19 protein-coding genes are annotated in these 21,919 nt (G+C 59.8%); 8 read left to right on the forward strand and 11 right to left on the reverse strand.

Translation table 11 applies throughout. From position 1 onward, the window contains the following. The first annotated feature begins 66 nt into the window (after nucleotides 1-66). Genes pqqC through KRR23_RS19860 form a run of 4 tightly spaced genes read left to right on the forward strand, consistent with a single transcriptional unit; the run spans nucleotide 67 to nucleotide 4,036 of the window. Complete coding sequence (pqqC, locus tag KRR23_RS19845; RefSeq protein ID WP_216743884.1) at nucleotides 67-819, forward strand: pyrroloquinoline-quinone synthase PqqC; 753 nt, start codon at nucleotides 67-69, stop codon at nucleotides 817-819. Next, the gene (gene pqqD / locus KRR23_RS19850) at nucleotides 816-1,091 is read left to right on the forward strand and encodes a pyrroloquinoline quinone biosynthesis peptide chaperone PqqD (RefSeq protein ID WP_103315900.1); all 276 of its coding nucleotides are present in this window, start codon (nucleotides 816-818) and stop codon (nucleotides 1,089-1,091) included. Before pqqC ends, pqqD begins: the two co-directional genes overlap by 4 nt. 10 nt (nucleotides 1,092-1,101) lie before the next feature. Next, nucleotides 1,102-2,238 carry a pyrroloquinoline quinone biosynthesis protein PqqE gene (gene pqqE / locus KRR23_RS19855; RefSeq protein WP_216743956.1) on the forward strand — a complete coding sequence of 379 codons (1,137 nt, stop codon included), beginning with the start codon at nucleotides 1,102-1,104 and terminating at the stop codon, nucleotides 2,236-2,238. Beyond that, on the forward strand, nucleotides 2,204-4,036 hold the full coding sequence (locus tag KRR23_RS19860) for a S9 family peptidase (protein WP_216743885.1): 1,833 nt from the start codon (nucleotides 2,204-2,206) through the stop codon (nucleotides 4,034-4,036). Before pqqE ends, KRR23_RS19860 begins: the two co-directional genes overlap by 35 nt. A 91-nt stretch (nucleotides 4,037-4,127) precedes the next feature. Here the strand turns inward: KRR23_RS19860 and KRR23_RS19865 are convergent, their stop codons facing one another. Together KRR23_RS19865 and KRR23_RS19870 are read right to left on the reverse strand one after the other, a co-directional pair. Then, nucleotides 4,128-5,405 (reverse strand): aspartate aminotransferase family protein, encoded by a 1,278-nt coding sequence (locus KRR23_RS19865; protein ID WP_216743886.1) that lies wholly within the window; start codon nucleotides 5,403-5,405, stop codon nucleotides 4,128-4,130. Next, entirely contained in the window at nucleotides 5,402-6,100 is a 699-nt protein-coding gene (locus KRR23_RS19870) for an MOSC domain-containing protein (protein WP_216743887.1), read from the reverse strand. Before KRR23_RS19870 ends, KRR23_RS19865 begins: the two co-directional genes overlap by 4 nt. 101 nt (nucleotides 6,101-6,201) lie before the next feature. Between KRR23_RS19870 and KRR23_RS19875 the strand changes: the two genes are divergently transcribed. Next, nucleotides 6,202-7,131 (forward strand): LysR family transcriptional regulator, encoded by a 930-nt coding sequence (locus KRR23_RS19875; RefSeq protein WP_216743888.1) that lies wholly within the window; start codon nucleotides 6,202-6,204, stop codon nucleotides 7,129-7,131. 267 nt (nucleotides 7,132-7,398) lie between these two features. Here the strand turns inward: KRR23_RS19875 and KRR23_RS19880 are convergent, their stop codons facing one another. From KRR23_RS19880 to bioB, 9 genes are all read right to left on the reverse strand, one after another. Then, nucleotides 7,399-9,177 (reverse strand): acyl-CoA dehydrogenase C-terminal domain-containing protein, encoded by a 1,779-nt coding sequence (locus KRR23_RS19880; RefSeq protein WP_216743889.1) that lies wholly within the window; start codon nucleotides 9,175-9,177, stop codon nucleotides 7,399-7,401. Nucleotides 9,178-9,511: 334 nt separating this feature from the next. Then, the gene (locus KRR23_RS19885; protein ID WP_216743890.1) at nucleotides 9,512-10,801 is read right to left on the reverse strand and encodes a GGDEF domain-containing protein; all 1,290 of its coding nucleotides are present in this window, start codon (nucleotides 10,799-10,801) and stop codon (nucleotides 9,512-9,514) included. A gap of 221 nt (nucleotides 10,802-11,022) precedes the next feature. Continuing rightward, a complete protein-coding gene (locus KRR23_RS19890; RefSeq protein ID WP_054594342.1) occupies nucleotides 11,023-12,828 on the reverse strand; it encodes a phenylacyl-CoA dehydrogenase in 1,806 nt (601 codons plus the stop codon). A gap of 277 nt (nucleotides 12,829-13,105) precedes the next feature. Beyond that, the gene (locus KRR23_RS19895; RefSeq protein WP_216743891.1) at nucleotides 13,106-13,402 is read right to left on the reverse strand and encodes a pyrroloquinoline quinone biosynthesis protein PqqE; all 297 of its coding nucleotides are present in this window, start codon (nucleotides 13,400-13,402) and stop codon (nucleotides 13,106-13,108) included. Nucleotides 13,403-13,509: 107 nt separating this feature from the next. Then, on the reverse strand, nucleotides 13,510-14,190 hold the full coding sequence (gene bioD / locus KRR23_RS19900; protein ID WP_216743892.1) for a dethiobiotin synthase: 681 nt from the start codon (nucleotides 14,188-14,190) through the stop codon (nucleotides 13,510-13,512). Beyond that, on the reverse strand, nucleotides 14,187-14,999 hold the full coding sequence (bioC, locus tag KRR23_RS19905) for a malonyl-ACP O-methyltransferase BioC (RefSeq protein WP_216743893.1): 813 nt from the start codon (nucleotides 14,997-14,999) through the stop codon (nucleotides 14,187-14,189). The genes bioD and bioC overlap by 4 nt, the downstream gene beginning before the upstream one ends. Then, entirely contained in the window at nucleotides 14,992-15,723 is a 732-nt protein-coding gene (locus KRR23_RS19910) for an alpha/beta fold hydrolase (protein WP_216743894.1), read from the reverse strand. The genes bioC and KRR23_RS19910 overlap by 8 nt, the downstream gene beginning before the upstream one ends. After that, a complete protein-coding gene (bioF, locus tag KRR23_RS19915) occupies nucleotides 15,716-16,894 on the reverse strand; it encodes an 8-amino-7-oxononanoate synthase (protein WP_216743895.1) in 1,179 nt (392 codons plus the stop codon). Before bioF ends, KRR23_RS19910 begins: the two co-directional genes overlap by 8 nt. A 136-nt stretch (nucleotides 16,895-17,030) precedes the next feature. Then, entirely contained in the window at nucleotides 17,031-18,086 is a 1,056-nt protein-coding gene (gene bioB, locus KRR23_RS19920) for a biotin synthase BioB (RefSeq protein WP_123581222.1), read from the reverse strand. A 90-nt stretch (nucleotides 18,087-18,176) separates the two neighbouring features. Between bioB and KRR23_RS19925 the strand changes: the two genes are divergently transcribed. The 3 genes from KRR23_RS19925 to KRR23_RS19935 all read left to right on the forward strand — a co-directional run bounded on the left by KRR23_RS19925 (nucleotide 18,177) and on the right by KRR23_RS19935 (nucleotide 21,751). Beyond that, complete coding sequence (locus KRR23_RS19925) at nucleotides 18,177-18,917, forward strand: ComF family protein (protein ID WP_216743896.1); 741 nt, start codon at nucleotides 18,177-18,179, stop codon at nucleotides 18,915-18,917. A 60-nt stretch (nucleotides 18,918-18,977) separates the two neighbouring features. After that, on the forward strand, nucleotides 18,978-19,742 hold the full coding sequence (locus tag KRR23_RS19930; protein ID WP_216743897.1) for a TOBE domain-containing protein: 765 nt from the start codon (nucleotides 18,978-18,980) through the stop codon (nucleotides 19,740-19,742). Nucleotides 19,743-19,849: 107 nt separating this feature from the next. Continuing rightward, entirely contained in the window at nucleotides 19,850-21,751 is a 1,902-nt protein-coding gene (locus KRR23_RS19935; RefSeq protein ID WP_216743898.1) for a PhoX family phosphatase, read from the forward strand. The last annotated feature ends 168 nt before the right edge of the window (nucleotides 21,752-21,919 follow it).

The raw sequence follows: 21,919 nt of genomic DNA on the forward strand, positions 1-21,919 counted from the left end.
GCTTGCTCGCGAAGACGCCAGACCAGACAACACAGAATTCCAACGGTTATTCCCCGGAGAACCGAAATGACTGACACACCACTCTCCCCCGCCGAGTTCGAACAGGCTCTTCGGGCGAAGGGCGCCTACTACCACATCTATCATCCGTATCACGTGGCGATGTACGAAGGTCGAGCGACTCGCGAACAGATCCAGGGCTGGGTCGCCAACCGCTTCTACTATCAGGTGAATATCCCGCTCAAGGATGCTGCGATTCTGGCCAACTGCCCGGACCGTGAAGTCCGCCGCGAGTGGATTCAACGCCTGCTCGACCACGACGGCGCGCCGGGTGAAGACGGTGGCATCGAAGCCTGGTTGCGCCTCGGCCAAGCCGTGGGCCTGGACCCGGATCAGCTGCGCTCCCAGGAGTTGGTGCTACCCGGCGTGCGCTTCGCCGTGGATGCCTACGTCAACTTCGCCCGACGGGCCAGTTGGCAGGAAGCCGCCAGCAGCTCACTGACCGAACTGTTCGCGCCGCAAATCCACCAGTCACGTCTGGACAGTTGGCCACAGCATTACCCGTGGATCGATCCCGCCGGTTATGAGTATTTCCGCACCCGGCTGGGTCAGGCGCGACGCGATGTCGAGCACGGTCTGGCGATCACCCTGCAGCACTACACCACCTATGAAGGCCAGCAGCGCATGCTGGAAATTCTCCAGTTCAAACTGGACATCCTTTGGAGCATGCTCGATGCCATGAGCATGGCCTATGAACTGAACCGCCCGCCTTATCACAGCGTGACCGAGCAACGGGTCTGGCATAAAGGGATCGCCTTATGAGTTTCGACCGCAGCAAGACCCCGAGCTGGCGTCCCGGCTACCGCTTCCAGTACGAACCGGCGCAAAAAGGCCATGTGCTGCTGTACCCGGAAGGCATGATCAAACTCAACGAAAGCGCCGCGCTGATTGGTGGCCTGATCGACGGTAAGCGTGACGTCGCGGCGATCATCGCCGAACTGGACGCCCAGTTCCCCGGCGTACCCGAACTCGGTGACGACATCGAGCAATTCATGGAGGTCGCCCGTGCAGAGCACTGGATCGAGCTTGCCTGAATCAGCGGCGCTGCCATTGCCGCCCAAACCCGAGATCGGCCTGCCGCTATGGCTGCTCGCCGAGCTGACCTACCGCTGCCCGCTGCAATGCCCCTACTGCTCGAACCCGCTGGATTTCGCCGAACAAGGCAAAGAGCTCAGCACCGAGCAGTGGCTCAAGGTGTTTCGCGAGGCACGGGAAATGGGCGCGGCGCAGTTGGGTTTCTCTGGCGGCGAGCCCTTGGTGCGTCAGGATCTTGCAGAGCTGATCGCCGAGGCCCGCAAACTGGGTTTCTACACCAACCTGATCACCTCGGGGATCGGTCTCACCGAACAGAAAATCAGCGATTTCAAGAAGGCTGGTCTCGATCACATCCAGATCAGTTTCCAGGCCAGCGATGAACAGGTGAACAACCTTCTGGCGGGTTCGAAAAAAGCCTTCGCGCAGAAGCTCGAGATGGCCCGTGCGGTGAAAGCCCACGGCTACCCGATGGTGCTGAACTTCGTCACCCATCGACACAATATCGACAAGATCGACCGCATCATCGAGCTATGTATTGCCCTGGAAGCCGACTTCGTCGAACTCGCCACCTGCCAGTTCTACGGCTGGGCCCAGCTCAACCGCGTCGGTTTGCTCCCGACCAAGGAACAGCTGGTGCGCGCCGAGCGCATCACCAACGAATACCGGGCCAAACTCGAAGCCGAAGGTCACCCGTGCAAGCTGATCTTCGTCACCCCGGACTACTACGAAGAACGCCCCAAAGCCTGTATGAACGGCTGGGGCAGCATTTTCCTGACCGTGACCCCTGACGGCACCGCCCTACCGTGCCACGGCGCACGACAGATGCCAGTGCAATTCCCGAACGTGCGCGATCACAGCATGCAGCACATCTGGTATGACTCGTTCGGCTTCAACCGCTTTCGCGGTTACGACTGGATGCCCGAGCCGTGCCGCTCCTGCGACGAGAAAGAAAAGGACTTCGGCGGCTGCCGTTGCCAGGCCTTCATGCTCACGGGTGACGCGAGCAACGCCGACCCGGTGTGCAGCAAGTCGGAACATCACGGCGTGATCCTCAAGGCCCGCGAAGAAGCCGAGCACGCTACCCAGACCATCGAGCAACTGGAATTTCGCAATGAACGGAACTCACGCCTCATCGTTAAAAGCTGAACCCTTGAGCGCCCTCAAAGCCGTAGCGGCCGGCGTCGATTTCACTGACTTGTGCGTCGGCGCTCAGGGTTTGTTCTGGAATAAGTACCGCCCCGAAGATGGCGCCTGCCGAATCTGGCATTGGCGCGACAACACCGCCCATTGCCTGACCCCGCCGGGGTTCAGCGCGCGCAGTCGAGTCTATGAATACGGTGGCGGGGCGTTTTGCTTGAGCGATGATGGCGTGGTCTTCGTCAACGAAACGGATCAGCAGCTATATCGGCAATCGTTGGCCGGTGAAATACCGCAGGCGTTGACCGTGGGTGAATGCCGTTACGGCGATCTGCAATTTGCCGGCGGGCAGGTACTCGCCGTCGAAGAGCAAGGCAATCAACATCGCCTGGTGGCCATAGATCCGGCAGACGGCAAACGTCAGCTGTTGGCCGAAGGCGCAGACTTTTACTCGGCGCCGACCCTGAGCCCGGATGCCGGGCGGCTGGCCTGGATCGAATGGAGCCGGCCGCATCAACCCTGGACCGCGACACGCTTGATGGTCGCCGAGCGCGATGCCAACGGCGCTTTCGGCCGGCCGCGCTGCGTAGCAGGTGACGCGTCTGAAGAGTCCTTGCAACAGCCTCGCTTCGATGATGCCGGCCGCCTGTATTGCCTGACCGATCGCGCCGGATTCTGGCAGCCGTGGATCGAAACCGGATCAGGCTTGCAGCCGTTGCCGAGCAGCGAGGCGGATCATGCGCCGGCACCGTGGCAGCTTGGCGGTTGCACCTGGTTACCGCTTGGCGAAAAGAACTACCTGGCGAACTGGACCGTGGAGGGTTTCGGACGCCTGGGGCTGCGCTCTGGTGATTCCGTTGAGGATTTCACCGGCGATTACAGTCGCTTCCGAAATCTGGCGCTGGACCAGGAATCTGTTTACTGCATCGCGGCTTCGCCGGTCAGCCCTTCCGCGGTGATTGCCATCAACCGTAAAAGCCATCAAGTCCGGGTGTTGGCGGGCGGAGTGGCACCGCTGCCCGCCAAGCACATCAGCCAGCCGCAAACACTGCGCTACCCCAGCGGTGCCGGCGAGGCCCATGGTTTCTTTTATCCGGCCATGACCGATGTCGCCAAACCACCGTTGCTGGTGTTTATTCATGGCGGGCCGACGTCGGCGTGCTACCCGATGCTCGATCCGCGAATCCAGTACTGGACACAACGCGGCTTCGCGGTCGCCGACCTTAACTATCGCGGCAGTAGCGGTTACGGTCGCGCCTATCGGCAGGCGCTGCACCTGAGCTGGGGCGACGTGGATGTCGAAGACGCCTGCGCCGTGGTCGCCTACCTCGCCGGGCAAGGTTTGATCGACGGCGATTACGCGTTCATTCGTGGTGGCAGTGCCGGCGGTTACACCACGCTCTGCGCGCTGGCATTTCGGGACGTCTTCAGCGCGGGCGCCAGTTTGTACGGCGTCAGCGACCCGGCGGCCCTGAGCCGCACCACCCACAAATTCGAAGGTGACTATCTGGACTGGCTGATCGGCGATCCGCAGCAGGATGCCGAGCGCTATGTCACCCGCACACCGCTGCTGCACGCAAGTAAAATCCGCGTGCCAGTGATCTTCTTTCAAGGCGAACTCGACGCTGTGGTGGTACCGCAACAGACCCGTGACATGCTCAAGGCCCTGCAAGACAACGGCATTCCCGCCCAGGCCCATTACTACCCGGACGAACGCCACGGCTTTCGCAAGGCCAGCAATCAGGCCCATGTGCTGGAGCAGGAATGGCTGTTTTATCGCGCGGTGATGGAGCAGAAGAACGCGTGAGACAAAAAAACGCCCCATGCCAAAAGAGTCAGGCATGGGGCGCTGCGTTATACCGCGAGACGGTTAGGGAATTAGAGAAGGGCTGGTCTGTTCAGACCGCGATGCCTTTGCGGCATTGGAGTTGGGCCGTGCGCACCCGGGAAAAAGCTCGGGCCAGGCGCAGGAGCATTTCGTCGATATTGGTCTTACTGACGGTCAGCGCCGGCGTAAACCGCAGGCAATCGGGTTTCGGGGCGCTCAACAGCAAACCTTCGTACAACGCCGCGTTCACCACGGCGTCAGCCGAATCGTCACTCAGTGTCAGCCCCCAGAGCAGCCCTTGGCCACGCAGTTCACCGTGCCCATAACGGTTGACCAATCGGCTCAAGCCTTCGCGCAGGTGCTGAGCGCTATCGCGAACGTGCTCGAGGAAGCCGTGATCCAGCACGCTGTCCAGAACCACCAGCGCCGCCGAGGCCATCAATGCGTTGCCATGATGGGTGCCATCCAGCTCGCCCGACTCGAGGCAGCAGGCTTTACCGCGCGCCAGAAGCGCCGCCACTGGCACCCCGCCGCCCAGCCCTTTGCCCAGCACAACAATGTCGGCGCGCACGCCGTAAAACTGTTCGGCGAGCAGACTGCCGCAACGGCCAATCCCGGTTTGCACTTCGTCGAGAATCAGCAAAATCCCCAACTCACGGCATAGGCGCTCGACACCTTTGAGGTAATGCCCGGTCGCCGGGACCACCCCGGCGGCGCTTTGGATCGGCTCAAGCAGGATAGCTACGGTTTGCGCATCTACCGCCGTATGTAACGCAGGTAAATCATTGAACGGAACGTGGCTGAAACCCGGAAGTTGCGGCTCAAAGCGATTGTTCTGACAGTCCGACGCGGACATGGCCGCAAAGCCGTGACCATGGCAGCTACCGCTGGCGGTAATGATCCGCGAAGCACCGCCACGATGCAGTTGCCCCCATTTGCGCGCCAGCTTGATCGCCGCTTCGCACGCTTCACTGCCACTGTTGAGCAGGTAAACCTGGTCGCTGCCAGTACTGGCGCACAGTCGCTCGGCCAGATTGAGTTGGCCACGGTTAAGCAGACCCGAACCCGGATTGATCAGCGTTTGCGCTTGAGCGGTGATGGCTTTGATCAGCACCGATGGGCTATGGCCCAGGCTGTTGGCCGCTCCACCTTGAGTGAAATCCAGATACGCGCGGTCATCACTGTCCCAGAGCCAGGAACCCTGGCCGCGAACGAAAACTTGCTGGGGTCGCTCGACACTGGGCATCAGGCACTCGCGGGAAAGGTTGTCGTGCCTGGAAGGCCGAAAATGCTCCACCACCAGATCATCCAGACTCGGCTGTTGGCGACGCAGGCTGAACAGGTTCATGCGCGCATTCCCTCAAGCGGCGAACCCAGCAGACGCGAAGACCAATCCTCGACGCGCCCGGTGCGCAAACGTTTGAGTGCAATATCGCGCCAGCGCGAAGACAGCGCCGGGCAGTCGACGAGCTTTTTCAAACCGGCATGCTCAAGCGGCTCTCGATAAAAACAGCGCAACGCCCAGGCCACAGTCAGGCCGGGGTAGCTGCGCTGGATCAACTCGAACGGCTGATCGGCGCTGACAAAACCAGGCTTGAGAACACGATAGAACCAGCCGCAGCGCCCTGTATCCTGCGCCAGTTGCGGCAAGATCGGCACACCCAAGCGGTGGCTCAACCGATAACACGGCGAGCGCGGCTGGCTGACCTGCAACAACGCACCGCCCCAGCGAAACATATCGCCGAGGCACACCTGCTCTTCAGTCAGGCCATGGGTTGAAAGGTTTTCACCGAAGGCCGGCGCGTTCCAGTCGATCTGTGGATAACGTTTGCGCCAGTAAGCGTAGTGTTCGGACGGGTAATGATGCAGGGCGCGTTCGGGGCCAGTATGAAAACGCGGATCGCCGTGTTCATCGCTGCCCAGGCCTTGCGGCCATAACCAGAGTCGATTGGCAATCCGCTGTTTGTCGGTATCGCAGATCAAACCCTGTCCGAGATTTTTTGCCTTGCCTATGTAAACACCATCAACGTAAACGGTATTCATCGCGCTTTCTGGCCCTGTAAGCCTTGTGAATGCGGTTAGACTAGGCTTCTGTCAGGCGCTGAGCCATTTCGATTTTCCAGCTTTTTCGATAAGAATTACTTATGGATTTTAAGCAACTGCGTTATTTCGTCGCGGTGTATGAAGAAGGCCATGTCGGACGGGCTGCCGAACGCCTGTCGATCTCCCAGCCGGCGCTATCGCAGCAGATCCGCCAACTGGAACAAAACCTCGACGTGGGCCTGTTCGAACGCAGCAGTAAACGCCTGCTGCCCACCCTGGCCGCGCATACCTTGTACAACCACGCCCTGCCTTTGCTCGACGGTCTGCAGCGCGCGCGCGAGGCCTTGGGCAACTTCAAGGGCCAGGCATTGCGCACCTTGGCCATCGGTGTGCTGCAAACCGTTCACACCAGCCTGGTGCCCAAAATGCTGGAGCGTGTGCGCAAGGCGCAACCGCACCTGGTGGTACAGATCTACGAACTCACGGGGCTGGAAATCGAACGTCGATTGCTCAATGGCTCACTCGACATCGGTATCAGCTATCTGCCGCCGCGCCAACCCGGGCTGCATGGCGTTTTGCTGTATGAAGATGAACTGACCTTGGTCATCCCTGCCGATCATCCGTTGCGTGAATTCAAGAAAGTCTCCATGAGTCAGGCCGCGGAGTTGCCGATGCTGTTGCTGGGGGAAGAGTTTCAGGTCCGGCAGATCTGGCAGGGACAACTGACCAATCTCGGACGCCGCCCGCAAGTACAGGCGGAACTGAACAACATGGCGGGGATCCTCGACAGTTTGCCCCACACCAGACTGGCCACTGTCCTACCCGGCCGCTCGCAGCAGGAACACGGAAACAAGGCGCTCTTGTGGAAACCCTTGAGTGAGCCGCGGGTTCCCCTGAAAGTAGGATTGGTCTGTCGCGACGCTCAACGTCAGCAAGCGACGCTGGAGTTGCTGCGCAACCTGTTGGAAGACGTGATAAACAGCCCGGCCGGGCGGATGACGAGCCCGACGGTACTGGATGTTCAGGGCTGAACACAATACTTGGCGAGCGCTGCGCGCTCGAACGGGAGCAAGCTCCCTCGCCACAAAAAGAAAACCCCGCCGAAGCGGGGCTTTGCAGACTGTTTCCCTGACATCCATTTCACTCCGCCGTCCTGGCAGAATCCTACGTGTCCGTGTTATTGCTTTGCGCTTCCTGCGCTACGTCCATGTGAAGTAGATTAGCTCTGGATCCAATCCTGGAACAGGGGAAAACAGCAGCACGTCACGTAAGCAAATGCTTACATGACGTTACACTTCTCAGAATTGCGCCGCATCCAATAGAAACAGCGACTCACTACCAGCCTTGACCGAAGCGCTCAGCGAATGAATTCGTGGCAGCAGGCGAGCGAAGTAAAAGCGTGCGGTGCCCAGTTTGCTGGCGTAGAAGTCGTCCTGCGCCTCTTTACCAAAAGCTACCTTGGCCATCAGTGCCCACATGTAGGCGTAGGACACATAGCCAAACACTTGCAGATACTCGACCGAGGCCGCACCGATTTCGTTCGGGTTATTTTTCACCCGATCCAACAACCAGGCGGTCAGTTCGTCCAGCGTGTCGACAGCGTCGTTCAACGGTTTGGTGAACTCGGCCAGATCGGCGCTCGCGGTAGCGGTGAAGTGACGGATCTCATCAGCAAACAACTTGTAGTACGCCCCGCCGCTACCGACGATCTTGCGCCCAACCAGGTCAAGCGCCTGAATGCCGTTGGTGCCTTCGTAGATCTGGGTGATCCGCACGTCACGCACTAGTTGTTCCTGGCCCCACTCGCGGATGTAGCCGTGGCCACCAAAGACTTGCTGGCCGTGGATGGTGGTTTCCAGGCCCAGATCCGTGAGAAATGCTTTGGCGACCGGCGTCAGCAAGGCCACCAGGTCTTCGGCGCGTTTGCGGGTGGTCACGTCTTCGCTGAACTTGGCGGTATCCAGTTGCATGGCCACGTAGGTTGAAAATGCACGACCACCCTCGTTCGAGGCCTTCATGGTCAGCAGCATACGACGTACGTCCGGGTGAACGATGATCGGGTCGGCGACCTTGTCTTTGTTCTGCGCCCCTGTCGGCGAACGGCTTTGCAGGCGATCGCGAGCGTATTCAACCGCGTTCTGGTAAGAGCGCTCGCCGCTGGCCAGGCCCTGGATACCGACACCCAGACGCTCGTAGTTCATCATGGTGAACATGGCCGCCAGGCCTTTATTCGGCTCACCCACGAGGTAACCCACGGCTTCGTCGAAGTTCATCACGCAGGTAGCGGATGCCTGGATACCCATTTTGTGTTCGATTGAACCGCAGTTAGCCGGGTTACGCGCGCCGAGACTGCCATCGGCGTTGACCATGAACTTCGGAACCAGGAACAGCGAAATACCTTTCGGACCCGCAGGGGCATCCGGCAATTTGGCCAGCACCAGGTGAATGATGTTTTCGGTCAGGTCGTGTTCACCGCCGGTGATGAAGATCTTGGTTCCGCTGACCTTGTAGGAACCGTCTGCTTGCGGTTCGGCCTTGGTACGGATAATCCCCAAGTCAGTCCCCGCGTGTGGCTCGGTCAGGCACATGGAGCCTGCCCAGACACCGGCGTACATGTTTGGCAGGTAAGCGGCTTTCAGTTCTTCGCTGGCGTGAGCGTTGATCGACAGGCAAGCCCCGGCAGTCAGCATCGGATACAGACCGAACGACAGGCTGGCGGAGTTGACCATTTCTTCGACCTGAGCCGAAACCGCTTTCGGCATGCCCATGCCACCGTAGGACGGATCACCACCGACGCCAACCCAACCGCCTTCAGCATAAGTCTGATAGGCCTGTGGGAAACCTGCTGGTGTGGTGACGGCGCCGTCGCTCCAATGGCAGCCTTCTTCGTCGGCAGCACGGCTCAGCGGTGCGATGCTTTTGCTGGTGACTTTGCCGGCTTCCTCAAGGATTGCCTCGACGGTCTCGGCATCGACGGTATCGGCCAGGGCGGGCAGTTCAGCCCACAGTTTGGCAACCTCGAAAACTTCATTGAGGACGAAGCGCATATCGCGCAAGGGCGCTTTGTAGTCAGCCATGGCAAACCTCGTGAGAACTTGAAAAGTGATTCGTAGGATCGGATTTCAGCAAGGTCTTGAGTGTACCCGAACAACTTTTACGACACATAGGGTCAGCTAGTGACCTATTTGTAATTTTTGGTCACCGAAAAAAAGATCGCAGCCTGCGGCAACTCCTACAGGCCCATCTGTATTGTAGGAGTTGCCGCAGGCTGCGATCTTTCAGAGGCAGCGCTGTCGCGCAGGGAGAGATTTGTACTCGGGCTGGTCGTTTCTCCGTCAGCAGATCATTCAAACCTGCTGCTGTGAATCGCTTCGGACAATCACAGCCCATACGCTGAATGCACGTTCACCACTAACCCGCAGCGCCTTCCATACGCACCGCACCACGGCGGCTTTGACCAAATGCCATCACACAATTTCGCCCCGCGCCCTTGGCGCTGTAGAGCGCTTGGTCTGCGGATTTCAGGACTTCTTCCGGGGTCCGCTGCTCCAGTCGCTCGGCGACACCGATGCTCACCGTGACCGAAACGCTTGAGGCGCCAGAGCCCGCACGGCGTTGCCGACCTTGCTGATCGTCTTGCGGACGGCTGTCCTGATTGCGCAACTGAATGTTGTAGGTGGCAATCGACTCACGGATGACTTCCAGGTGCGGCATGCACTCTTCGAGCGTTTTAGCGGCGAACACCAAGGCGAACTCCTCGCCCCCGTAACGATACGCCCGGCCACCGCCGCCGATCTTCGACAACTTGCTGGCCACCAGCCGCAAGACCTGGTCGCCGACATCGTGCCCGTGGGTGTCGTTGAATTTCTTGAAGTGGTCGACGTCGCTCATGGCCAACACATAGTTGCGGCCCAGACGCTGCATGCGCTCGTTCAAGGCGCGACGCCCTGGCAGGCCGGTCAGCTCATCACGAAAAGCCATTTGATAGGCTTCGTGGGCGACCGCCGCGGCAATCATCAACATCACCTGGCTGCACATGATGTTCAGGGTGAACGGCAGGATGAAGGTCTTGGGCAACATCCAGAACAGCCCGAGCAAGCCCACCAATTGCGCCGCATGCAGTGGCCGTGGGTTGCGCCAGTATTGATACGCCAACAACACAAAGGAGGCGAAGAACACCGGATAAGACAACTGGATCAAACTCATCCAGGCACCATGCAATGCCGGCCAGCGTATTTCCGACAGCCACATCAGCAACGCTTGCGGGTAACTCTGCTCAAGCCCCAGTGCAACACTGCCGAATGCCAGCAGTACGGCGAAGCGCGCAACCATGTCCTGAAACAGGTGGGTGCGTTCCTGCCAGGCAGCAAACAGCCCGTACAGCACAGGCAGCAGTAAACAGCAGAGATGGAAAACCACCGCCGCGTCGTCACGCACCTTGCCGTAATCACGGTAGTAATCGGTCTGGGTATCGAGCAGGAAGTAGGCGATGTACACCGTGACCATCAGAAACAGTTCACGTTGACGTCGGTAAACCGCGCAGTACGAACCGCCGAGCAACAGCACCAAAGTCGGCAGCACGTTGAACAGTGAGGTGAAGAAGACGTTGAGATCCTTGACGTAGGCAGCCGCAAGCCCCGCAAGCAACAACAGTAATGAGGGCAAAAAGTGACTGAGACGTACAGCGGAAGAACGCGGCAAAGGTAGAGCTCCGGCCCGGCAAAACAATTGATGTCATTGTGCCTGCATTCTGGGCAGTTAAGCACATGCAATGTGACGCGCATCACACCGCACACTCTTTAACGGCAGCAAAAGCGTTCTACTTAGCGTTTTAGTCGGGAATATTTGCAGCCGTTTTCAGCGGGCAGAAAAAAGCCGCTGCTCCCGAAGAAGCAGCGGCTGTTTGGAACGCTCCGCAGGACTTAGTAGCCCAGTGCGAAGTCTTCTTCTTTCATGTCCATCAGGTTGTTAGCGCCCGACAGCATGGTTGCAACGTGAGTGCGGGTACGCGGCAGGATGCGCTGGAAGTAGAAGCGCGCGGTCTGCAGCTTGGCGGTGTAGAACGCCTCTTCGGTGGTGCCGGCAGCCAGTTTCTCGGCAGCCAGGCGCGCCATGTCAGCCCAGAAGTAGGCCAGGCAGGCGTAACCGGAGTACATCAGGTAGTCCACCGACGCGGCGCCGACTTCTTCGCGATCTTTCATCGCGGCCATACCGACCTTCATGGTCAGCTCGCCCCATTCCTTGTTCAGTGCAGCCAACGGCTCGACGAACTCTTTGACCGCTTCGTTGCCTTCGTTGGTCTGGCAGAACTTGTGGACGATCTTGGTGAAGCCTTTCAGAGCCTCGCCTTGAGTCATCAGCACTTTACGGCCCAGCAAGTCGAGTGCCTGGATACCGGTGGTGCCTTCGTACAACATCGAAATGCGGCTGTCGCGAACGTTCTGCTCCATGCCCCACTCGGCGATGAAGCCGTGGCCGCCGTAGATCTGCACACCGTGGTTAGCGGATTCGAAGCCGACTTCAGTCATGAAGGCTTTGGCGATCGGCGTCATGAAGGCCAGCAATGCGTCGGCTTTCTTCTTCGCCTCGAAATCCACGCCGTACTTGACGATGTCGACCTGCTTGGCCGTGAAGTAAACCATCGCACGGTTGCCTTCGGCGAATGCCTTCATGGTCAACAGCATACGACGTACATCAGGGTGAACGATGATTGGGTCAGCGGCTTTGTCCGGCGCCTTCGGGCCAGTCAGGGAGCGCATTTGCAGACGATCGCGAGCGTATTTCAGACCGCCCTGGAAGCCGATCTCGGCGTGCGCCAGACCTTGCAGAGCCGTACCCAGACGCGCGGTATTCATAAAGGTGAACATGCAGTTCAGGCCTTTGTTCGCCGGGCCGATCAGGAAACCGGTGGCCGCGTCGAAGTTCATCACGCAGGTGGCGTTACCGTGGATGCCCATTTTGTGTTCCAGGGAACCACAGGTCACGGCGTTGCGTGCACCGATGCTGCCGTCTGCGTTCGGCAGGAACTTTGGAACGATGAACAGCGAAATGCCTTTGGTACCAGCAGGCGCATCCGGCAGACGAGCCAGAACGATGTGGACGATGTTGTCGGCCATATCGTGTTCACCGGCAGAGATGAAGATCTTGGTGCCGGAAACTTTGTAGGAACCATCAGCCTGAGGCTCGGCCTTGGTGCGCAGCATGCCCAGGTCAGTGCCGCAGTGCGGTTCGGTCAGGCACATGGTGCCGGTCCATTCGCCGGACACCAGTTTGGTCAGGTAAGCCTCTTGCTGCTCAGGTGTACCGTGCTCGGAAATGGTGTTCATCGCGCCATGAGACAGGCCTGGGTACATGCCCCACGACCAGTTGGCTTCGCCGACCATTTCGCTCACAGCCAGACCCAGAGACTCCGGCAGGCCTTGGCCACCGTGCTCTACGTCGTGGGCCAGGCTTGGCCAGCCACCTTCGACGAATTGTTTGTAGGCTTCTTTGAAGCCAGTCGGGGTCTTAACGCCGGACTCGCTCCAGGTGCAGCCTTCGGTGTCACCCACGCGGTTCAGCGGAGCCAGCACCTGCTCACAAAACTTGGCGCCTTCCTCGAGAATGGCGTCAACCATGTCCGGGGTAGCGTCCTGGCAAGCCGGAAGGCTCTGATAGTGCGCTTCGTAGCCAAGCAGTTCGTCACGAACGAAGCGAATATCACGCAAGGGGGCCTTGTAGTCAGGCATAGCGATAAACCTCTGCTGATGTAACCGGGAATGAACGACCGCAATGAATTGTTGTGACGGTCAAACAGTTGTTTGAAACATACGTTTACGCCGAAATCTTGTCAAGCGTCGATCTTTTGCCGTTCGTCATGCCCCATGTGAATAGCGCGCACGCAAAGGCCCGCAGCCGGTGCGCAAGGCAACAAACCGTGTAGGAAAGATTAGTTGAACGAGAAGGACGTGCCTGACAGAACACCGCGCCAAGGGCGGTGTTCAGGTAAATAGGTTCAGCGAGGGATCAAGCGAAAGTATCGATCAATGTACCGAGCATTTCGTCAGAAGCCTTGGCGACTTTGACGCCCAGCTCTGCCTGGATTTTGCCTTGGGACATATCAACCATATTACTGGCCAGATTCGATTGCTCGCTGCGATCGACCGAGCGCAAGCGGTCGATCTGAGCGTCGGAGGACTGGCTGGAGGCCGAACGATCGACTGTGGTGCCGGCGATCTGGCTGGCGGCCTGATCAACACGGTTCTGCCCAGCCTGAATAGAACTCAGACCTGCATAAAACGCGGTGCTTCCCGAAATGTCCATGGAGCAACTCCATCCTGCAAAGGATAAACAGCGCCCATTGAACCAGAGACACCGACAAAAGGCTCGACAAAAACACTAATGGCACAGTGCCTTGTCATAGGCAAAACCTAGTCAAGTAAATCCAGCTGAAGATGCTCCGCCACCGCTTCTGCCGTGACCAGTTTGAGTTTCGGCACCCGCCCCAGACACGGTGCCGGCAGCCGTTCTGCCAACGTGGCGAGGTTCTCTTCCAGCCGCGACGTCTTGGGGTCAATGATGTTGGCCACCCAACCCGCCAGTTGCAAACCGTCCCGGGCAATCGCCTCGGCTGTCAGCAACGCGTGATTGATACAGCCCAGACGCACGCCAACCACCAGAATCACCGGTAGAACCAGCGCCATTGCCAGATCCGAAAGATTGTCCTGATCAGCCAGTGGCACCCGCCAGCCGCCCGCACCTTCGATCAAGGTGAAGTCGGCCTGCTTGTCCACAATGTGCCGCATCGGCACCAGCAACGACTGGACCGTCAGCGCGAAACCCGCCTCACGCGCAGCCAGATGCGGAGCGATGGCCGGTTCGAAGGCCACTGGATTGACCTCGGCATAGGTCAGCGGCAACGAGCATTGCGCCAGCAGCGCCAGCGCGTCGGCATTGCGCAAACCTTTGGGCGTCACCTCGCAGCCGGACGCCACAGGTTTCCCGGCCGCCGTGCTCAACCCTGCAAGCCTCGCGGCGTGCAGCAGGCCGGCGGCGATGGTGGTCTTGCCGACGTCGGTATCGGTGCCGGTGATGAAATAGGCTGCGCTCATAGTGGCTTCTCCAACACGGCGTAAACCACCTGATAAGTCGCGGGCAGTCCTTGCGCCTGACGAAACTGCTCATAGGCGTCGATCAAACCCATGATCCGCGCCCGGCCTGTCAGCCCGCCCGGCCGACCAGGATTGAGATTATGCGCGCCCAAGGCCTTGAGTTCGTGAGTCAGGCTACGCACATCCGGATAATGCAGCACGTGCGGGCAACTTTGCAGACTGATTACGTTCATGCCGCTGGCCGCACACAGTTGTTGATACGTGCTGAACTCGCGGAAGCGGTTGACGTGCACCAGCCCATCGACCTGACGCCAACTGTCGCGCAATTCATAGAGCGTTCCCACGCAGAGACTGGCAAACGCCAACACGCCGCCAGGTTTGAGAACCCGAGAAGCCTCGCTCAGCACCGCCCTGAAATCGGCGCACCACTGTACTGCAAGGCTGGAAAACACCAGGTCGCAGCTTGCGTCCTGCAACGGCAAGCGCTCGGCATCGCCGGCAATGAAATGTGTCGCACCGCCCAAGGGCCGCGCGTGCTCGAGCATGCCTTGCGCGATATCCAGCGCCAGCCCTTCGCTGGCGTTGAAGCGCTCACCCAGCACACGACTGAAATACCCTGTGCCACAACCCAGATCCAGCCAGCGAGCGGGTGATCGATCAGCCGGCAAACGCCCCAGCAATTCACTGCCGACAGTCCGCTGCAATTCGGCAACGCTGTCATAACTGGCCGCTGCACGGGAAAAGGATGCCGCGACCTGACGCTTGTCGGGCAAGCCTCCGGGCAGGTTGGGAAGGGCTAAATCAGTCATCACCGGACTCATGCAAAAAGGCCTGGATGGCCCCCGCCACGCCGTGGGGGTCTTCCAGAAGAAACGCGTGACTGGCCTGTTCAATCAGACCAATTTCGACATCGGGGAGTAACGCCAGCAGCTCACCGGCGGCTTCGGCCGGAACCAACCCGTCAAGCCCGGCGAACAGATGCAACTGCGGACCTCGAAAGGCCTGCAAGGCTTGCCGGTTGTCCAGTTGTGCGAGCACTTCCAACCCGCTCATCAACTGTGCCTGCGGGGTATTCGGCGCACCCGCCAGCAACAGGCGCGACAACCCGCGCGGGTCTTCGGCACCTTGGGCGCAGAGCAGGCTGAAGCGCTTGAGGGTCATGCGCGGGTCCGCGCTGCACCCGGCCAGAAACGCATCGAAGGTCTCGCCCGGCATGGCGCTCGACCACTCGGCATGCGCCACAAAAGAGGGGTTACTCGCCAGCGTCAGCAAACCGCAGCAACGCTCGCCACGTCGAGCAGCAAGCGCTGAGGCGAGCATCCCGCCGAGCGACCAGCCGCCGAGCCAGACATCTTTGGGCAGGGTCGAATCCAGTTCGTCGAGCCATTCTTCGAGGTCTCTCGACTCCAGTTCCGGCAGCGGTTCGATCTCGACGTGCAGGTGTTCGTCCAATCCCTGCAAGGCCGCTGCCAAAGGCTCCAGCGGCGAAATGCCGAGTCCCCAACCGGGCAACAGAATCAGACGATCACGCATGGTTCGGCTCCGCTCCCAGCTGCTGAAGACAATCGGCCAGACCTTCTAACAATAGCTGCACCTGCGCTTCGCTGTGCGCCGCTGTCAGGGTCACGCGCAAACGTGCACTGCCGGCTGGCACGGTGGGTGGGCGGATCGCGGTTACCATCAGTCCGCGCTGACGCAGCATCTGCGAAAAAAGCACTGCGCGTCTGGCGTCGCCGATCATGATCGGCTGAATCGGCGTAGCGCTGTCCATCAACTCCAGACCCATCTGCTCGGCGCCTTTTCGGAATTGGCGGATCAGCACGTTCAAGTGCTCGCGTCGCCAATGTTCGCTGCGCAGCAACTCAAGACTTTTCAGGGTCGCACACGCCAGCGCCGGTGGCTGGCTGGTGGTGTAGATGTATGGCCGGGCGAACTGGATCAGGCTTTCGATCAGGTCATCGCTGCCTGCGACAAACGCGCCCGCGGTGCCGAACGCTTTGCCCAAGGTACCGACCAGTACCGGCACATCCTCCAGACTCAAACCGAAGTGCTCGACGACTCCACCGCCATTGGCGCCCAAGGGACCAAAGCCGTGGGCATCATCGACCATCAGCCACGCGCCTTTGGCCTTGGCCTCGCGAGCCAGCGCCGGCAGGTCGGCGATGTCGCCGTCCATGCTGAACACCCCGTCGGTCACCACCAGCGTATTGCCGGTAGCCTTCTCCAGACGTTTGGCGAGACTGACGGCATCGTTGTGTAAATAGCGATTGAAACGTGCGCCCGACAACAGCCCGGCATCCAGTAGCGATGCATGATTGAGCCGGTCTTCGAGCACCGTGTCGCCCTGCCCGACCAGCGCCGTGACGGCACCCAGATTAGCCATGTAGCCGGTGGTAAACAACAACGCGCGCGGTCGCCCTGTCAGGTCGGCCAAGGCTTCTTCGAGCGCGTGATGCGGGCTGCTATGGCCGATCACCAGGTGCGAAGCACCGCCACCGACACCCCAGCGGGCGGCACCGGCACGCAAGGCTTCAATCACTTGGGGATGATTGGCCAGGCCCAGGTAGTCGTTATTACAGAACGCCAGCAATGGCTGGCCATCGACCACCACTTGCGGACCTTGTGGGGTCTCAAGCAATGGGCGCTGACGATAGAGGTTTTCGGCACGACGGGCAGCAAGGCGTGCGGCGAGATCGAAAGACATGCAGGCCTCGAAGGTCAACTCACAATCTAATGTGGGAGCGGGCTTGCTCGCGAAGGCGTCAGAACAGTCGACACCCACACTGAATGTCACACCGCATTCGCGAGCAAGCCCGCTCCCACAATGGGTTCAGCGTCGGTCAAACAGCGGCGTTGTAGAACTGCTCGCTGCTTTTCTGCTCGACCAGCGCTTGCTCGATGGCCGCCTGATGCACTTCGTCCGCATGCTCTTCGCGGGCTTCCGGCAGGATCCCCAGGCGCCCGAACAGTTGCATGTCCTTGTCAGCCTGCGGGTTGGCGGTGGTCAGCAGTTTGTCACCGTAGAAAATCGAGTTGGCACCGGCGAAGAATGCCAGGGCCTGCATCTGATCGTTCATGGCTTCGCGGCCGGCAGAGAGGCGCACGTGGGATTTCGGCATCAGGATACGTGCGACAGCGAGCATGCGGATGAAGTCGAATGGGTCGACGTCGTCGGCATTTTCCAGCGGCGTACCGGCGACTTTCACCAGCATGTTGATCGGCACCGACTCCGGATGCTCCGGCAGGTTGGCCAGCTGGATCAGCAGGTTGGCGCGGTCGTCAAGGGACTCGCCCATGCCGAGAATACCGCCCGAGCAGATCTTCATCCCCGAATCACGAACATACGCCAGGGTTTGCAGGCGCTCGCTGTAGGTGCGGGTGGTGATGATGCTGCCGTAGAACTCCGGCGAGGTATCAAGGTTGTGGTTGTAGTAATCGAGGCCGGCTTCGGCCAGGGCTACGGTCTGGTCCTGATCGAGACGGCCGAGGGTCATGCAGGTTTCCAGACCCATGGCCTTCACGCCCTTGACCATTTCCAGCACGTACGGCATGTCTTTGGCCGACGGATGCTTCCAGGCGGCGCCCATGCAGAAACGGGTCGAACCGATGGCCTTGGCGCGAGCAGCCTCTTCGAGGACCTTCTGCACTTCCATCAGCTTTTCTTTTTCCAGACCGGTGTTGTAGTGACCGGACTGCGGACAATATTTGCAATCTTCAGGGCACGCGCCGGTTTTGATCGACAGCAGGGTCGACACCTGGACGCGATTGGCGTCGAAGTGCGCGCGGTGCACCGTCTGCGCCTGGAACAACAGGTCGTTGAATGGCTGAACGAAGAGTGCTTTGACTTCGGCCAAAGACCAGTCATGACGCAGGTTTGCAGTGGTGCTGGCGCTCATGGGCGTTTCCTTGTTTATGCTTGGCAAGCGGCTGTGGAACGGAATATCCACAGACGCGACACGGATGTTCGGCATATTTAAGGAAGAGCCATGCGCTGTCAACCACGATACAAAGGGTCGGTTTACATCTGGTCAAAAAATAAACAGACCTGTTTGCTTTGCGATGAACTGTCTGACACTCCTCAACCGATTTGTACTTCCTGTGAAACCGAGTTGCCCTGGCTCGGCGATCATTGCCAGACCTGCGCCCTGCCGTTGCCCGTGGCCGGCCTCACCTGCGGCCAGTGCTTGAAGGACCCGCCGGTCTTCGAGCAGGTGATCGCACCCTGGACCTACAGCTTCCCGCTCGACAGTTTGATCACCCGTTTCAAGCACGCGGCAAAGTGGCCGTATGGTCGCCTGCTTGCCGAACTTCTTGCTCAATTCCTGCAACATCGCTTCGATGAAGGCCTCAAACGCCCCGACTCATTGGTAGCGGTGCCCTTGGCCCGCAAACGGCTGCGTGAGCGGGGTTACAACCAGGCAGCGATGCTCGCCGGCTGGCTCAGCGACAGCCTGAAGATCGACTGCGACGCAAACCTGCTGCTACGCATCCAGGACACCACTGCGCAACAGGATCTGGACGCCAAGGCGCGCAAGCAGAACCTGCTCAGCGCTTTCGCACTGATGCCGGGTGCGCAAATCAAGGGCCGTCACCTGGTGCTGGTCGACGACGTGCTGACCACCGGTGCCACCGCGCAAAGCCTGGCTCGCTTGTTGATCGGGGCGGGCGCGGCGCGGGTCGACGTTTATTGCCTGGCGCGCACGCCAAAACCCGGGGAGCTGACTTGACTCTCACGCGCCAAGCCGCCAACGTCCAAATCCATCACTACCCGCTCGCAGCCCCATGCCATGTCCTTGCCTACTTTGTTGTCCCAACACATCGTCCGTCGTCCGCAGCGCATCGCCTTGCTGCAACACATCGCCGAACAAGGTTCGATCACCCGCGCCGCGAAAAGCGCCGGGCTGAGCTACAAAGCAGCGTGGGATGCGATCGACGAGTTGAACAATCTGGCACAGAAGCCACTGGTGGAACGCAGCGTCGGCGGCAAAGGCGGTGGTGGCGCAAAACTGTCCAGTGAAGGTGAACGGGTGCTGCGGCTCTATCAGCGCTTGCAAGCCTTACAGGCACAGGTGCTGGAAGCCGCCGAAGACGCCAGTGACCTCGACTTGCTCGGGCGCCTGATGCTCAGGACCAGCGCACGCAATCAGCTGCATGGCACCGTTGCAGCCATCGACACTCACGGTCGTAACGATCTGATCAGCCTGGAACTGGCTGAGGGGCTGATCATTCAGGCGCAAATAACCCACGACAGCACCCTGCGTCTGGAACTGGAAACGGGCACTGAAGTGGTGGCGTTGATCAAGGCTGGCTGGCTCGATTTACTCGGTGTCGAGCAACGCGCAACACCCGGACACAATTGTCTGAAGGGCACTGTCGAGGAAATTCTCGACGCCGAAGATGGCCCCAGTGAAGTTCGAATCGCCCTGCCCAATGGCCAGACTCTATGCGCGCTGGCCGAGCCGCAGCACCTAAAAACCCTGGGCTTGAGCGCCGAAAAAGCCGTTCAGGTGCAGTTCTCGCCCTCCAACGTTTTGCTCGGCACCCCGCTCTGACTCGGGCCTGCTGCTACAGATTGGCAGCGTTCCTCAGACGTGCAACTGCAACATTTGTGTCATAGACGCTCCTTAAGGTGGCTGCAAAAACCAGCAGGGAGCCTGATGTGAGCCTATTAGAAGAAAACCAAGCCACCGACCTCGAAAAAATCGTCGGCCTCAGTCGTCGTGGTTTTATCAGCGCCGGCGCCCTCTGCGGTGCGGCAATGTTCCTCGGTGGCAACCTGCTGAGCCGTAGCGCACTGGCCGCCAGTGTCAACGCAGCTTCGAGCAAATTGCTGGGTTTCGACAGCATTGCGGCCGCCACCAGCGACACCATCACTCTGCCGCCCGGTTACACCTCTTCGGTGTTGATCAGTTGGGGCCAGCCGCTGCACAAGAACGGTCCGGCCTTTGACCCGAGTGGCAATGGCAGCGCCCAGGCCCAGGAAGTCCAGTTCGGTGACAACAACGATGGCATGAGCCTGTTCGCTTTCCCCGGCGACGACAATCGCGCGCTGATGGCGATCAATAACGAATACACCAACTATCGCTACCTCTACGCCCATGGCGGCATGCCGCAGTCGGCCGAAGAAGTGCGCAAAGCGCTGGCCTGCGAAGGCGTATCGGTGATCGAAGTGCAGCGTAAAAACGGCCAATGGCAGTTCGTTCAGGGCTCGCGCTACAACCGCCGAATCCACGGCAATGCGCCGCTGCAGTTGAGCGGCCCGGCCGCTGGCCATGAGCTGATGAAAACCGCCGCTGACAAGACCGGCAAAAAAGTGTTCGGAACCTTCCAGAACTGCGCCAATGGCAAGACGCCTTGGGGTACTTATCTGACCTGCGAAGAGAACTTCACCGACTGCTTTGGCAGCAGCAATCCCGAGCACAAATTCGACGCCGCACAAAAGCGCTATGGCGCATCGGTCGCCAGCAAAGAGATCAACTGGCATCAACACGACCCGCGATTTGACCTGGCGAAAAACCCCAACGAACTCAACCGTCACGGTTGGGTGGTGGAAATCGACCCGTTCGACCCGCAATCGACTCCGATCAAGCGCACTGCCCTGGGCCGTTTCAAACATGAAAACGCGGCCCTGGCCGAGACCCACGACGGTCGCGCGGTGGTCTACATGGGCGACGATGAGCGCGGCGAGTTCATCTACAAGTTCGTCAGCCGCGACAAGATCAATCACACAACTCCCAAAGCCAACCATGGCCTGCTGGATCACGGCACGTTGTATGTCGCACGTTTCGATGCCGGCGACAGCAACCCCGACCATCCAAAAGGTCAGGGCCAATGGATCGAACTGACTCACGGCAAGAACGGCATCGATGCCAGCAGCGGTTTTGCCGATCAGGCCGAGGTGCTGATTCACGCGCGCCTGGCCGCCAGCGTCGTCGGTGCCACGCGCATGGACCGTCCGGAGTGGATCGTCGTCAGCCCGCAAGACGGCCAGGTCTATTGCACCCTGACCAACAACGCCAAGCGCGGCGAAGACGGGCAACCGGTGGGCGGACCGAACCCACGGGAGAAAAACGTCTATGGGCAAATCCTGCGCTGGCGCACCGATCACGACGATCACGCATCGCTGACGTTCGGCTGGGATCTGTTCGTGGTGGCGGGTAACCCGAGCGTGCACGCCGGCACAGCTAAAGCCGGCTCGTCGAACATCACACCAGACAACATGTTTAACAGCCCGGATGGTTTGGGCTTCGACAAGGCCGGTCGCCTGTGGATTCTCAGCGACGGGGACTACAGCAACGCCGGCGACTTCGCGGGCATGGGTAACAATCAGATGCTTTGCGCTGATCCCGCGACCGGTGAAATCCGCCGTTTCATGGTTGGCCCGGTAGGCTGTGAAGTGACCGGCATCAGCTTTTCGCCGGACCAGAAGACCTTGTTTGTCGGCATTCAGCATCCGGGGGAAAACGGTGGGTCAACCTTCCCGGAGCATTTGCCGAACGGCAAGCCGCGTTCCTCGGTGATGGCGATTACCCGGGAAGACGGCGGGATCGTCGGCGCCTAAAAATCGCTCCTCCCCTGAAGATCGCTCCCACGCTCTGCGTGGGAGTGCTTCACTGGACACTCTGCGTCCGCTTCTGGGACGCGGAGCGTCCCTGGCTGCATTCCTTTGCGGCGCGTGAGGAACGATCCCACTAAAGTCGCCCCTTCTGCGCTACCATGTTTGGCCGGA

The sequence above is a fragment of the Pseudomonas sp. CVAP#3 genome, assembly GCF_018986375.1.
Lineage (GTDB): Bacteria > Pseudomonadota > Gammaproteobacteria > Pseudomonadales > Pseudomonadaceae > Aquipseudomonas > Aquipseudomonas helvetica.

Bases quoted from the DNA above. Each gene is read 5' to 3' on its own strand.
- bioD (WP_216743892.1), bottom strand. From the start codon at position 14,190: ATGAGCGCAGCCTATTTCATCACCGGCACCGATACCGACGTCGGCAAG.
- pqqC (WP_216743884.1), top strand. From the start codon at position 67: ATGACTGACACACCACTCTCCCCCGCCGAGTTCGAACAGGCTCTTCGG.
- KRR23_RS19925 (WP_216743896.1), top strand. From the start codon at position 18,177: ATGCGCTGTCAACCACGATACAAAGGGTCGGTTTACATCTGGTCAAAA.
- pqqD (WP_103315900.1), top strand. From the start codon at position 816: ATGAGTTTCGACCGCAGCAAGACCCCGAGCTGGCGTCCCGGCTACCGC.
- KRR23_RS19895 (WP_216743891.1), bottom strand. From the start codon at position 13,402: ATGGACATTTCGGGAAGCACCGCGTTTTATGCAGGTCTGAGTTCTATT.
- bioF (WP_216743895.1), bottom strand. From the start codon at position 16,894: ATGTCTTTCGATCTCGCCGCACGCCTTGCTGCCCGTCGTGCCGAAAAC.
- KRR23_RS19865 (WP_216743886.1), bottom strand. From the start codon at position 5,405: ATGAACCTGTTCAGCCTGCGTCGCCAACAGCCGAGTCTGGATGATCTG.
- KRR23_RS19860 (WP_216743885.1), top strand. From the start codon at position 2,204: ATGAACGGAACTCACGCCTCATCGTTAAAAGCTGAACCCTTGAGCGCC.
- bioB (WP_123581222.1), bottom strand. From the start codon at position 18,086: ATGAGCGCCAGCACCACTGCAAACCTGCGTCATGACTGGTCTTTGGCC.
- KRR23_RS19890 (WP_054594342.1), bottom strand. From the start codon at position 12,828: ATGCCTGACTACAAGGCCCCCTTGCGTGATATTCGCTTCGTTCGTGAC.
- KRR23_RS19930 (WP_216743897.1), top strand. From the start codon at position 18,978: ATGTCCTTGCCTACTTTGTTGTCCCAACACATCGTCCGTCGTCCGCAG.
- KRR23_RS19870 (WP_216743887.1), bottom strand. From the start codon at position 6,100: ATGAATACCGTTTACGTTGATGGTGTTTACATAGGCAAGGCAAAAAAT.
- KRR23_RS19880 (WP_216743889.1), bottom strand. From the start codon at position 9,177: ATGGCTGACTACAAAGCGCCCTTGCGCGATATGCGCTTCGTCCTCAAT.
- KRR23_RS19875 (WP_216743888.1), top strand. From the start codon at position 6,202: ATGGATTTTAAGCAACTGCGTTATTTCGTCGCGGTGTATGAAGAAGGC.
- KRR23_RS19910 (WP_216743894.1), bottom strand. From the start codon at position 15,723: ATGCGTGATCGTCTGATTCTGTTGCCCGGTTGGGGACTCGGCATTTCG.
- bioC (WP_216743893.1), bottom strand. From the start codon at position 14,999: ATGACTGATTTAGCCCTTCCCAACCTGCCCGGAGGCTTGCCCGACAAG.